A 14,377-nucleotide genomic window follows, 5' to 3' on the forward strand; every position below is an offset into this window, starting at 1 on the left:
GCTCTATATAGAGAATTTCTCCACCCAAATGGTAGGAGTTCTAATATAAAAATGACAAGGATGTCAATTTGAAAATCAAGGAGGAATTATAAAATGATAATTAATCACAATATGAATGCGTTAAATGCACACAGAAACATGACAGGAAATACAGCAACAGCTGGAAAATCAATGGAAAAATTAAGCTCAGGTTTAAGAATAAACAGAGCTGGTGATGATGCTGCAGGACTTGCAATATCAGAAAAAATGAGAGGACAAATTAGAGGTTTAGACCAAGCATCAAGAAACTCTCAAGATTCTATATCATTAATCCAAACAGCTGAAGGAGCTTTAAATGAAACTCATTCAATACTTCAAAGAATGAGAGAATTAGCAGTTCAAGGAGCTAATGATACAAATGTAACTGTAGATAGAACAGCTATAAAGGCAGAAATGGATCAATTAAGTTCAGAAATAACAAGAATATCAAGTCAAACAGAATTCAATGAGCAAAAGCTATTAGATGGTAAGTTTACAGGAAAGCAATTCCAAGTTGGAGCTAATAAAGGACAAACTATAAGTTTATCAATCAATGGTATGTCAGCTACAAATTTATCTGTAAGTGGTGCTAATATTGCTGTAACTAATACTACTGTTGCAAATACATCTATTTCTAATATAAATAAGGCAATAGAAACAGTATCAACAGAAAGATCAAAGCTTGGAGCATTACAAAACAGATTAGAACATACAATTAATAATTTAGGAACTGCATCAGAAAACTTAACAGCAGCTGAAAGCAGAGTAAGAGATGTTGATATGGCTAAAGAAATGATGACATTCTCAAAGAATAATATATTACAACAAGCTGCACAAGCAATGCTTGCACAAGCTAATCAACAACCACAAGGAGTTCTTCAATTATTAAGATAAGCAAGTATTTAAATTTATTCATTCAAAGCATTAAAAAGGAGTAAATTTGAATAAAGAAAGATGTTTTTATAATGTTAATAACATTATGACAAGGATGTCAATTTAAAAATCAAGGAGGAATTTATTATGATAATTAATCACAATATGAATGCATTAAATGCACACAGAAACATGACAGGAAACACAACAACAGCTGGTAAGTCAATGGAAAAATTAAGCTCAGGTTTAAGAATAAACAGAGCTGGTGATGATGCTGCAGGACTTGCAATATCAGAAAAAATGAGAGGACAAATCAGAGGTTTAGATCAAGCTGGAAGAAACTCTCAAGATTCTATATCATTAATCCAAACAGCTGAAGGAGCTTTAAATGAAACTCATTCAATACTTCAAAGAATGAGAGAATTAGCAGTTCAAGGAGCTAATGATACAAATGTAACTGTAGATAGATCAGCTATAAAAGCAGAAATAGATCAATTAAGTTCAGAAATAACAAGAATATCAAGTCAAACAGAATTCAATGAGCAAAAATTATTAGATAATACTTTTGCAGGAAAGCAATTCCAAGTTGGAGCTAATAAAGGACAAACTATAAGCTTGTCAATTAGTGGTATGTCAGCTACAAGTTTAAAAGTAGATTCTTTAGCTGTTGATACTGTTGCAAATGCAAATACTGCAATTTCAAGTATAAGTTCAGCAATAACAAAGGTTTCAACAGAAAGATCAAAGCTTGGAGCATTACAAAACAGATTAGAACATACAATTAATAATTTAGGAACTGCGTCAGAAAACTTAACAGCAGCTGAGAGCAGAGTAAGAGATGTTGATATGGCTAAAGAAATGATGACATTCTCAAAGAATAACATATTACAACAAGCTGCACAAGCAATGCTTGCACAAGCTAATCAACAACCACAAGGAGTTCTTCAATTATTAAGATAATTAAAGAGCAAAGTTAAAACTTTAGTTAAGAGAGTATAATAATTTGATTATTATACTCTCTTGTTTTATATAAAGATTTTTAATTAATATACGATAAATAAAATAAAGATTAGTTTTGTGGATTTAAATAGAATTTAAGGAGTTAATATATATGAAAAAAAAATTAAGTATATGCATGATGGTTAAAGACGAAGAAAAAAATATAAGAAGATGTTGTGAGAGTGTTAAAAATCTATGTAACAGTATTGCAGAACTAATAATTGTAGATACGGGTTCTAGTGATAATACAGTAAGTATAGCTAAGGAGTATACAGATAAAGTTTATTTTCATAAGTGGAATAATAACTTCTCAGAAATGAGAAATATAACTATCAGTTATGCCACAGGAGAATGGATATTTATTTTAGATGCAGATGAAGAAGTTTTAGAAGAAGATAAACTAAAAAAATATCTTTTAGATAAAAATATTAATAAAAATAATACATTAATTTGTAACATAAGAAATTATAATGATTTAAATGATGAAAGTACTGTAGCTATGACTCCATCACCTAGATTTTTTAAAAATGATGGGGAGTTTAAATACTTAGGTTCTGTACATAATCAACCAATTTATAAAAATCCAATACATAAAATTAATTTATATATAAATCATTATGGATATAATGTTAAAGATAAGGAACTTATGGAAAAAAAATTTATACGAACAAAGAGTATATTAGAAAAAGAATTGAAAAGTGATCCCGAAAATATATATTATATTTTTCAATTAGGAGTAAGCTATGATATGCATAATGAATCTGAAAAGGCCTATAATATTTTTAAAAAGGCTTATGATATATTAAGTAGAAAGTCAAATAATGAAAAATATAAAAATAGTTATCTATATGCAGCCTTTGCAAGATGTGCGAATATAGTTAGAAAATTTGAAGTTTCAAGGCAAATATGTACAGAGGGTATAACTATTAGAAATGATTATTTAGATTTATATTATTTAAGAGGAATAAATAATTTTATGTTATTTAGTTATAAAGAAGCTATTATGGATTTTGAAAAATATTTTGATTTGTTAAGTAGGTTTGATAAATTAGAGATTTCACAGGATTTATCTATAAGTTGTTATAATATAGAAAATGGATTTCAAAATACAGCTAGGATAAATTTAATATCTTGCTATTTGAATGAAAAGGAATATAATAAAGCTTTATTAGAAATAGATAAACTTGAAAATATTGGGGATAAAAGAGTATGTATTAATGCAATAATAGGATATTTGAAGGAAGAAGATATTCTAGAACTTTATAAAAAACTAGATTTTAACAATAGACAAATGATTTCAGAAATAATAGAAAATAAGTATATAGATTTAAATAAAAACATTAGATATGGATTATCAAAAATTAGTGATATTTATGGTGATTATAATAAAATATTAATTGAAAAAGATATAGATAAACAAAATGAATTAATTAATAACTTTTTAACATTATATGATTTGAATAATAATGAAAGTTTTTATTCAAGGATAATAGAAATTTGTATAAATAATAATATTGATATAAGTGCTTTTTTGAAAAAAATAAGTTTTAAAAATAGTTCTAAATTTGTGCAATATTTAATTAGTGACAAGTCTATAGATAATAATAATTTTATTGCAGCAATGGATGATAAGATTAAAAATGGAGATTTATCACAAATAAAATTTTTTAGTAATTATTTATATGAATTTTTACTGGCTAATAAAACAGATGTAAATATACAATTAATTATTAAATATATTTTGTTGAATATAAAATATATAACGTCAATTTATAAAGATGAAGTGCTTTTAGCAGAAAATATGTATTTATTAGCAGATAGAGAAAGATTTTGTCTTTATATTTATGAGGCATTCAGTTACAAAAATACTGATGTTAAATATTCTATTGATTTACTTAAAAATGCTTTGATTATTGAGCCACAATTTAAAGATATTATTAAACTATTAAGTAATTTATTTATTGAGAATTCCTTTATTAATAATGAAATGGATCAATGTAAGAAAGAATTTAAAAATATTATTTTAAATTTATTAATGGAAAATAAATTAGAGGAAGCTAAAAAGAATATCAATGAATACAATAAGATACTAGATAGGGATGAAGATATTATTTTTTATGAAGAATATATTAATATAGTTTATTAAAGACTAATATTAATCTACAGTTAAACGTTAGGGAAGAAGTAATTGAAATGATTTCAGTTTTTATTACATTCAAAAATGAGGAAAGTAACATAGCTAAGTGATTGAAATCTATTAAAAAATATAATTTCAAAATATTAAATTATTACTAAAAGAACTTAAATTGGAATTTAAGGAGCCTTATTTATATTATGTACTTGGTAAAAGCTATTATATGAAAAATAATTATCAAGAAGCTACTAATAGTTTAAAAACGGCTATTGATTTAACTGTCAATAAAAATAGTAATTATGTAGAAGGTCTTATAGAAACTTATGTGTATTCTTTGGTAAATAGAAACCAATATAGTAAGTCTATGAAATTGTTAAATTTATATTACGAATATTCAAATTCTGGGGATTTTATATTTTTAGCAACGCTAATATTAATGAATAATGCTTATATTAGGATTTTTGATAAATATAATTGTAGAAAATAAACTTATGTATTTTATTAAAGTAATAATAAAAGAACTAATATCGGTTTTGTTTATTGTTTTCTAATCTTCTTGTGGTAATAACTGGTTATAGCAAAACTTAATGGTTTCCTATAGGAGAGAAGACAATCTTAATATAACTTAACAGATAGTACTAAATTTTACGGGGGATAATTATGAATGAAGAATTAGAAAACTTAAAATCTAAGTTATTATATAATATAGGAATATTAATAGATAATAATTTATTAGTTGAAGCTAAAAATTTTATAGAAGAATATGAAAAAATGTTTAAAGATGATATTAAAATATTTTCAGCTAAATCTATTTTGTTAATGCTAGAAGGAAAAATAGATGAAGCAGAAATGATATTAAAAAAAGGGCTGAAAATTGATCCGCAAAATCAAGATTTACTTTATAACTTAAGTTATTTAATGAGTAAAAAAAAGAATAATATTGAAGCTGTAGAGCTATATTGTAAAGCAAAGCTATCTATTCCAGATACTAATATAAAAGTAAAAAGTATAATTTCAGATGTAGAGTCTATAAATAATAAAGATAATAATTTAAGGGCTTTACATGGCACTATGGAAATTGCAAATCAAATGTACACTATAACAGAAGGATTAAAAAGATTAGGAGTTAAAACTAAAACATTAAACTATTATCCTAGTTATTTAGGATATAAGTCTGATTATACAATAGATGTAAATTCATTTAAATCTTGGGAAGAAGCTAATTTTGAAATTAAAAATTTAGTCCCAAAGTTGATATCAGAAAATGATGTATTTCATTTTTACTTTGGTACAAGTATGACTTTAGATTACAGTGATTTACCTTTATTAAAAGAGCTGGGTAAAAAAGTAATAATGCAATATGTTGGTTCTGATGTTAGAATGTATTCTAAGGCAATAAAATTAAATAAATATGCTGTAGCTAAGGATAGGAATGAAGATAATATAAAAAGAAAATTAGAGTTTATATCTAGGTATGTTCCAAATTGTTTAGTAGATTATGAACTTGCTGAGTATGTTAAGGATTATCATTCTAATATCCATTATATAAGAGCTGCTATAGATTTAAGTAAATATAAATGTGTTAAAGAAGTATCTAATAAGAAATTTAAAATAGTTCATGCTCCAACTGCGCCGGAGATTAAAGGTACAAGATATATTTTAAAAGCAATTGAAGAATTAAAAGAAAAATATGATTTTGATTTTGAACTTGTTCAAGGAATGTCACATGAACAAGCTACTAAAATATATGAGAAAGCAGATTTAATTATAGATCAAATATTAATTGGATCTTATGGATTATTTGCAGTTGAATCAATGGCAATGGGAAAACCTGTAATTTGTTGGATAAGTGATTTTATGAAAGAAAAATATCCTAAAGAATTGCCTATAATATCGGCAAATCCTGATAATATTAAAGAAAAAATAGAGTATGCTATTAAAAATAAAGACATGCTTAAGGGAATTGGTCTTGAAGGTAGAAAATATGTTGAAAAATATCATGATATGAATATAATAGCCAAAGACATGATGGAAATATACAAAGAATTATAATTTTGGAGGTATAATATGATACAAGATAAAAGAATTTTATTAACAGGTGGAGCAGGTTTTATAGGTACGAAATTATGTAAAATACTTAGTAATGATAATGAAATATTAATATATGATAATTTAAAAAGAAATTCCATTAAGAACACAGATTTGTTAAAGAAAAATAATATTAAGTTAGTTGAAGGAGATATACTTGATTTTAATAATATTAAATCTATTGTAGACGAATTTAAGCCAAATATTATAATTCATCTAGCGGCGATAGCAGGAATAGATACAGTTATTAAAAGTCCTGTAACTACTATGAAGGTTAATATGATTGGTACATATAATGTTTTAGAGGCCATAAAAAATCATAAAATTGATAGGTTTATAGACTTTTCAACATCAGAGGTATTTGGTTCTTATGCATATAAAGTTGATGAGCAACATACAACGAATTTAGCACCAGTAGGAGAAGCAAGATGGACTTATTCTGTGTCAAAACTTGCTGGAGAACATTTAGCTCATAGTTATTATAAGGAATACGGATTACCAATAGTAACAGTAAGACCATTTAATATATATGGAGAAGGGCAGGTTGGAGAAGGGGCTATTCACCAATTTGTAATAAGAGCTATTAAAAATGAAGAAATACAAATACATGGTGATGGCGATCAAATAAGATCTTGGTGTTATGTTGATGATTTTGTAGAGGGAATAATGCTTTGTTTAGAAAAGGAAGAGGCAATAGGTCAATCTTTTAATATAGGAAATACAAGAGGTACAGTAACTATTTCTATGCTTGCATACATAATAAAAAGTATAGCAAATTCTAAATCAGATATAGTTTATGTACCCAAAAATTACGTTGATGTAGAACTTAGGATTCCAAATATAGATAAAGCAAAATCAGTATTAGGTTATGAACCTAAGTATGATTTAAATAAAGGATTAGAAAAAACTATTGAATGGTATAGAGAGGTTTTAAATGATTAAACTTGCAGTTCCTGATATAGGAGAAGAAGAGTTAGAGGAAATAAAAAAAGTATTTGCTTCTAAAAACTTAGTACAAGGAGATAAGGTAGAAGAGTTTGAAAATGAAATAAAAAAGTATTTGAATGTAAAAAATGTAATTGCTGTAAGTAGTGGAACAGCAGCATTACATTTAGCTTTGTTAGCTTTAGGAATAGGTAATAATGATGAAGTAATTATACCAGATTTTACATTTCCGGCTACGGCAAATGCTGTTGAACATGTGGGGGGAACTACTAAGTTTGTGGATATAAAATTAGATAGTCTATGTATTAATGCAGAAAAAATAGAAGAGGTAATTACAGATAATACTAAAGTAATAATTCCAGTTCATGAATTTGGACAGTGTGCAGACATGGATAAAATTATGGAAATAGCTAAAAAGCATAATCTTAAAATAATAGAAGATGCTGCATGTGCCCTTGGAGCAGAATATAAAGGGAAAAAGATTGGAACTATAGGTGATTTAGGCTGTTTTAGTTTTCATCCAAGAAAAGCTATAACTACTGGAGAAGGTGGAGTTATAGTTACTAGTAATGATGAACTAGCAGAGAAAATACGGGTGCTTAGGAATCATGGTTTAAATATTATAGATGGAAAACATCAATTTGTAATGGCTGGTTTAAACTACAGAATGACGAATATTCAAGGTGCTATTGGTGTAGTTCAAATGAAGAAAATAAAAAATATTATTAAAAAAAGAATAGAAATGGCTCATGAATATAATGATATACTAAGAAGTATAAAAGGTATCACATTGCCAGAAGAAAAAAGTTATGGAAAACATGTATGGCAAACATATCATATAATTTTAGATGAAAAAATAAATAGAGATGAACTGATTAAAAAATTAAAAGAAAAAGGCATAGAAACTAATTTTGGTGCATATGCAGTACATGTACAACCTTATTATCAAAATAAATATAAACATAAAATTAGTGAATATATAAATTCAAATATTGCATATAAACAAGGATTAGCTTTGCCTCTGTATAGCGAAATGGATTATGAAACGGTAATAGAAATAAAAAATAAAATAGAAACAGTAATAAACGAATTAGGTTTTAGATAATTTAAGAGGAGATAATTTGATATGAAGTGTCCAATTTGTAACTCAGATAAAACAAGTAATTTTTTATCCATTGATAATTTACCATTAATTTTATTTCCTGTTAAGGGAGAGATGAGAGATAACATATTAAATAAAACTATAGATTCATATTTTTGTGATGAATGCACTCATATATTTAAAAAACCACTAGATGAAAATGAATCTGATATTATTTATAAAAAATATTATTCATTTTATCCATTTGATAATCTTGAATCAATGAATGCTTCATATAGAAAGCCTTTTGCAGACCTATTTTCAAGAGTTTTAACAAGAGTGAAAGATAAGAAATTTAAAACATTATTAGAAGTTGGTTGTTCGTCAGGAAAGCAATTAGAAACTTATAATGGATACAACTTAGAGTGCTTTGGAATTGATCCTTCACCATTAAATGAAATGAATAATAATTTTATTTCAGGTAAATACGAAGAATATAAATTTAAAAATAAATTTGATATTATTGTATCTAGGTTTAATTTGGAGCATATAAATAATATTAATTATTTTTTACAAAAAATTTACAGTGATTTAAGTGTTGATGGATTAGTATTTATTCAAGTTCCAAATATAAAAACTTATATTGAAAATTTAATTCCATTATTCTTATCTCATGAACATATTCATTATTTTAATCCATATTCACTTTTTCTAGCAGTTAATAATAATCAATTCGAAATTATTGATGCTGAATATGATGATAAACAAAGTATAATTTTAGGATTAAAAAAGAAACTGAGTAATATTTATGATTGGGAGAAAATTAATATATCAAAAACTGACCAATCATTTTACAGAAATTACTTAATTAAAAGAAATAAGTTAAAAAATGACATAATAGAGAAAATAGATTTAGAAGCACAAACCTGTTTTTATGGTGCAGGAATGACTTTAGGCTGGTTACTATATGACTTAGATTTAAAATCTAAAATATATAATTTTAGATTAATAGATGACAATAGCATTTTAAGAGGAAGGTTCTTTCCAGGAACCAATAATGAAATAAATAATTTTAATAGTTTAAAGAAAGATATTAAATTAAATGTAATTTTAACACTTAATCCATTTTATCATAAAGATGTAATAAAAAAATTAAAGGACATATCTGAAGATATAAATATTTTAGTGATAAATAAAAATGGATTAAAGAAAATTTAAAATATCATATATATGAAAAAAATATAGAGAAATCAAGTAGTTTTATTTGATATAGAAAATAATTATATAAGAAATTTTTGTGTAGAGTTGAATCTAAAAAGTATAAAAATCATGTGATGTTTTGGAGTGATTTATATTAATGAATATATTAGTAACAGGAATTAATGGTTTTATAGGGAAAAATCTTAAAATAAAATTACAAAATGATATGAAAAATAAGTATATTTTTGCTACAACTTCTGATTGTTTAGATTGTATAAAATTCGAAAAAAATTATTATGACATAGATAAAAAATTAAAAAATGAAAATATTGAATGTATAGTTCATCTAGCATCAGTAATACCGTTTTCATTTCAAAATCTTGAGTTTAATGATATATTTTTACCGAATGCAATTATGATGGATAACTTATATAAATTTTCATTAAATAAAAATATTAAAAAATTTATTTATATATCAAGTTTTGGGTCTATGGAAGATTATAATAATTACAAGATGAAAGATTATTATACTTTATCAAAGATTCATGGAGAGCATGTTTGTGCTATGCTAGAAAGTAGGGGAATTGAAACAGCATCATTAAGAATTTCATCACCTTATGGACAATATTCAAATCCCAAAAGTGTATTAAATATATTTGTTAAAAATGCTTTGATGGGTTTAGATATTAATGTATATGGTAGTGGAAAAAGAGAACAAAATTTTATTTATGTTGATGATGTTATAAAAGCAATTGAACTATTTATTAATACTAATAATAAAATAAATGGAATATATAGTATAGTTTCTGATAATAATACATCTATGATTAATTTAGCTAAAATAATAAAAGAAATATGTAAATCAGAATCAAAGATTAATGTTGGCACATATATTGATGCACAAGAAAATTTCAAACCAATTTATGACTATAATAGAGCATATAATGAAATAGGATTTAAACCTCAGTATGATATTTACACTGGATTAAAAAAATATATAGAATGGTATGTGAAGAATAGATGAAAATAGCAGTAATTTCTGATATACATTCTAATTATGATGCTCTTAAAGCAGTAGTTAACGAAATAAATAAACATAATTGTGATTTAAAAATATGTTTAGGCGATATGGTTGGGTATTATGATAAGCCTAATGAAGTTATTGAGTGTTTAAAACTATATGATTTTAAATGTATAAAAGGTAATCACGATAAATTTATTTTAGGTGAACTTGAATATAAAATTGAAAATGAAAAGATATACGGTATTAATAGACACAGAAATTTATTAAGGAAAGAAAATATTTTATTTTTAAAAGAAAGCTTAGATTTTATTGAACTTGAATATAAAAACAAAAAATATTGTTTTTGTCATTCACTTAAGGATAATAGTGAAGTTTATTTAAAGGATGAAAATGATGTTTTAAGTAAATTTGATTATATAAAAATTTATGATTATTATTTTCATGGTCATACTCATAGAAGAAATTATATAAAAGTTAATAATAGTATAGTAATAAATCCAGGATCAGTTGGACAGCAAAGAGACAAAACGTGGAAGCCGTCATTCGGTATAATGGATTTAGATAATAATGAATGGAAAGTAATAAAGGTTGAATATGATATAAAAACTTATGTTTTAAATTTAAGAAATAATGGATTTGATAATATGTTAGTTGATATATTTGAAAGAAATATAGAGTAATAATAAGGTAGTGATTGTATGAAAGATATTAATATTTTAATAACTGGTATTGGAGGAGCAGGTTTTGGGGAACAAATATTAAAAGCTTTGAAGATGTCAGATTTAAACTTATTTATTATAGGAACGGATATAACAGATATATGTTTTAATAAAAGAAATGTTAATAAGTTTTTAGTTATTCCATCTGCATATGATGAAAGCTATAATAAAGTTATTAAGGAATTAATTAATAGTTATGATATAAAAGCAATTTTTCCAGGATCTGAACCAGAACTTCAATATTTCAGTAATAATATTGAAGAGTTTAAGGATATATATGTTGGCATTAATAGTAATGAACTTATAAAATTATGTTCAAATAAATTTAGTACATATGAAAAATTATCACAATTGGGATTATCAGTACCTAAATATGAAAAGATAAATACCATTGATGATTGTAAAAAGATTGATTACTTTCCAGTTATATTAAAACCAAATACAAACTCAGGAGGTTCTGCACATATATATATTTCTTTTGATATGGAAGAGTTGAAGATGTTTAGTGGCTATATGTTAAAGCATGGAATTGACATAATAGCCCAAGAATATATTGGGGATAGTAATAATGAATATACCATAGGTGTTTCATCAGATAAAAATGGAAATATACTTGGTTCTATAATTTTAAAAAGAATAATAAATAATGGTTTATCAACAAATAAAAGGGCTAAGTTGAATGATATTAATATAGTTATATCATCTGGAATTTCTCAAGGTGAATTTATATTTAATGATAATATTAAAGAACAAGCGGAGAATATTGCAAAAAAAATTGACTCAAGAGGTCCTATTAATATTCAAGGTAGAGTAGTTGATGGAAAGTTATTAATTTTTGAAATAAATCCTAGATTATCTGGAACTACTTCTTTGAGAGCTATGGTAGGTTATAATGAACCTGCGAATATGATAAAACAAAATATTTTACATGAAAATGTTATTTATAATTATAATAATGGAGTTGTTTTAAGAAGCATTGTAGAAAATGTAGATATGGATAAGTCTGTATAATTTAATTTTTTGCAATAATTAATCTTATTATTTTATTAATATCTAATATAAATTTTAATTATGTCTACATAATTTTAGAAAAATATTAATATAAAAACTAATTATAAACTTCAATAACAAGTTGAACTAATTTTTATTTATAACTTAAATACTTGAATTATTTAGATTTAATCTAGATGTATTTCAGAAGAGATTCTAAAAGATTTTTATTGTTTTTATATCAATAAAAATCTTTTTGTTATTATGCAAATATAAGTTGGGATGTATTGGTAATTAATATTGAAAACAAACTGCTTAGCACTTCTATAAATCTCTTTGGGCGTAGTATTTATATTAATCTTTTTTACTGTAAGTAAAAAAAGGCAATAAAACTTCACTACTTTACTTTTATAAAAATTCTTAATTATAACTAGGTAACGTTTATAATTATTCTTTATTTAAATCTCCATTGTTAGCCAGTATATTTACATTTTTTATATGATGTAGATATTTTTGAATTTTATTATTATTTAGTTTTTTTATTTTATATATTTTACTTATACTAGAATGTTTTCTTCTAATATCGAAGCTTCCATATTCGTTCTACTCAAAGCTATATTACAACCTAAATTAATTCAATAGTTAATAAAGGATTTAAAGAAAGCTTATAATGATTAAATATTATAACTTTAGTAAACTCCTAGAATAAAGTTTAGGTCTTTCAACTAATTTATTTATTGCTATTTTAAATCTTTAGGATTATATATTAATAATAGCAATTAATTTATATTTTAATCTTATTTCAATATACTTGTGAATATATGATTGAATAGATTCTATTCTAATTTGCTCTATATTTACACCATTGATAGATTTCATAAAAAATATCTACTATCAACTTTTTTATTAATTTCATTTTATCATAATTAAGTTATTTTCGTATATTCTTATGGGTAAGAGCAAATCTTAGTTAGAAGGCATAGTTATTCATTCTTAGCCAGCGACCAATGAATTTGAATTTTGGAAAATTAAATACAATCAATGAGATATAAGAATAAGTGATAATAGTATATACAGAAAATTACTAATTACCATACTAGACATTATTAATTTAGATGAACTAAAGTGGAGTAAGTTTAATAAAGAATTTTTAAATAATCTAGTGAAAAGAATTTTTGTGGATTTAGATTTTAATATTAAGAAATAAAATTAATTAACGATAATTAAATTAAATAACTTTAAATTTAGGAGAGAATATTATGAGATTAAATCAAAATATGCAATCTTTAAATGTATATAGAAATTATAAAAAAAATTTAGCAACACAATCAGTGGCCTTAGATAGAATTAGTACTGGAACTAAAATTAATTCTGCTAAAGATAATCCCAATAAACTTGGAGTAAGCGAAGGACTTAGACTTCAAATAAGAAGTCTTCAAATGGCAGAAAGAAATATCCAAGATGGAGTATCTATGATGCAAACTGTAGATGGCGCCTTATCTAGTGTTAGTGAATCTTTAATTAGAATTAAAGAGTTAACTGTACAAGCTGGAGGTAGTAATACTAAAGAGGATTTTAAAATTATTCAGAATGAAATAGATCAACTAAAAGAAAGCATTGATTATACAGTTAATAACTCAGAATTTAATGGAGTAAAGTTGCTAAACTCTGATAGAGTGACTAATAATAAATATCCTAAGTACTTAGATCATGTAGTTGGTTCTAATACTGGAGAAGAAATTAATATACCTATATATAATATAAGTACAGATATACTTATAGATAAAGAGGGGAATACATTAGACTCTTTAGATATAACAAATATTGATAATTTAGACAAAAGTTTAGAAATAGTAGATTCAGCTATTAATACTGTTAATTCTGTAAGAAGTAAATATGGTGCTATTCAAAATAGAATGGAAACATCAGCCGAAAATTTAAGTGGAAGCTCTTCTAATTTAGTAAGTGCTGAAAGTCGAATTAGGGATTCTGATATAGCTTTAGAAATGGCAGAATATGCGAGAACATCAATATTACATGAAACATCTATTGCTTTAATGCAACAAACTAACAAATTTCCACAAGAGATATTAAGGGTCCTTGAAAATATGAAATAATTTATCGACAGAGAAGGCGTTAAGTCTTCTCTATTTTTTGAGTTTTTATAAATAAGTTAAATAAAAGTATATAAATAATATAAAATTATGCTGTAAAATGTAAAATTTAATAATAAATTAAAAATGATTAACTTTATTGCGAAAAATGCTGGAGAATAAAATGATTTTTAGCAAAAATTATTATAGAAA

At 24.6% G+C, this 14,377-nt stretch carries 12 protein-coding genes; all 12 read left to right on the forward strand.

Features of this window, described 5'->3' with window-relative positions; genetic code table 11:
• The first annotated feature begins 93 nt into the window (after positions 1 to 93).
• The 12 genes from hag to BN6774_RS08410 all read left to right on the forward strand — a co-directional run bounded on the left by hag (position 94) and on the right by BN6774_RS08410 (position 14,188).
• Positions 94 to 912, forward strand: coding sequence for a flagellin Hag (gene hag / locus BN6774_RS08355; RefSeq protein ID WP_066892492.1), 819 nt, complete (start codon positions 94 to 96; stop codon positions 910 to 912).
• A 126-nt stretch (positions 913 to 1,038) separates the two neighbouring features.
• A complete protein-coding gene (locus BN6774_RS08360; protein WP_066892501.1) occupies positions 1,039 to 1,851 on the forward strand; it encodes a flagellin N-terminal helical domain-containing protein in 813 nt (270 codons plus the stop codon).
• Positions 1,852 to 2,002: 151 nt separating this feature from the next.
• On the forward strand, positions 2,003 to 4,036 hold the full coding sequence (locus tag BN6774_RS08365) for a glycosyltransferase family 2 protein (protein WP_066892495.1): 2,034 nt from the start codon (positions 2,003 to 2,005) through the stop codon (positions 4,034 to 4,036).
• A 211-nt stretch (positions 4,037 to 4,247) separates the two neighbouring features.
• Positions 4,248 to 4,511, forward strand: a complete 264-nt coding sequence (locus BN6774_RS08370; protein WP_159426823.1) for a hypothetical protein — start codon at positions 4,248 to 4,250, stop codon at positions 4,509 to 4,511.
• A gap of 173 nt (positions 4,512 to 4,684) precedes the next feature.
• On the forward strand, positions 4,685 to 6,076 hold the full coding sequence (locus BN6774_RS08375) for a tetratricopeptide repeat protein (RefSeq protein ID WP_066892504.1): 1,392 nt from the start codon (positions 4,685 to 4,687) through the stop codon (positions 6,074 to 6,076).
• A 15-nt stretch (positions 6,077 to 6,091) separates the two neighbouring features.
• On the forward strand, positions 6,092 to 7,054 hold the full coding sequence (locus tag BN6774_RS08380) for an NAD-dependent epimerase/dehydratase family protein (protein WP_066892508.1): 963 nt from the start codon (positions 6,092 to 6,094) through the stop codon (positions 7,052 to 7,054).
• Positions 7,047 to 8,162, forward strand: a complete 1,116-nt coding sequence (locus BN6774_RS08385) for a DegT/DnrJ/EryC1/StrS family aminotransferase (protein WP_066892511.1) — start codon at positions 7,047 to 7,049, stop codon at positions 8,160 to 8,162. The genes BN6774_RS08380 and BN6774_RS08385 overlap by 8 nt, the downstream gene beginning before the upstream one ends.
• A gap of 21 nt (positions 8,163 to 8,183) precedes the next feature.
• Entirely contained in the window at positions 8,184 to 9,356 is a 1,173-nt protein-coding gene (locus BN6774_RS08390; protein ID WP_066892514.1) for a class I SAM-dependent methyltransferase, read from the forward strand.
• Positions 9,357 to 9,495: 139 nt separating this feature from the next.
• Entirely contained in the window at positions 9,496 to 10,362 is an 867-nt protein-coding gene (locus tag BN6774_RS08395; protein WP_066892516.1) for an NAD-dependent epimerase/dehydratase family protein, read from the forward strand.
• Positions 10,359 to 11,042 carry a metallophosphoesterase family protein gene (locus BN6774_RS08400; RefSeq protein WP_066892519.1) on the forward strand — a complete coding sequence of 228 codons (684 nt, stop codon included), beginning with the start codon at positions 10,359 to 10,361 and terminating at the stop codon, positions 11,040 to 11,042. The genes BN6774_RS08395 and BN6774_RS08400 overlap by 4 nt, the downstream gene beginning before the upstream one ends.
• 18 nt (positions 11,043 to 11,060) lie before the next feature.
• Positions 11,061 to 12,092 (forward strand): ATP-grasp domain-containing protein, encoded by a 1,032-nt coding sequence (locus BN6774_RS08405; protein WP_066892523.1) that lies wholly within the window; start codon positions 11,061 to 11,063, stop codon positions 12,090 to 12,092.
• Positions 12,093 to 13,330: 1,238 nt separating this feature from the next.
• Positions 13,331 to 14,188: a flagellin N-terminal helical domain-containing protein gene (locus BN6774_RS08410; RefSeq protein ID WP_066892526.1), complete on the forward strand. Its 858-nt coding sequence runs from the start codon at positions 13,331 to 13,333 to the stop codon at positions 14,186 to 14,188.
• The last annotated feature ends 189 nt before the right edge of the window (positions 14,189 to 14,377 follow it).

Origin of the sequence: Clostridium nigeriense (genome assembly GCF_900086595.1) — a bacterium.
GTDB lineage: Bacteria > Bacillota > Clostridia > Clostridiales > Clostridiaceae > Clostridium > Clostridium nigeriense.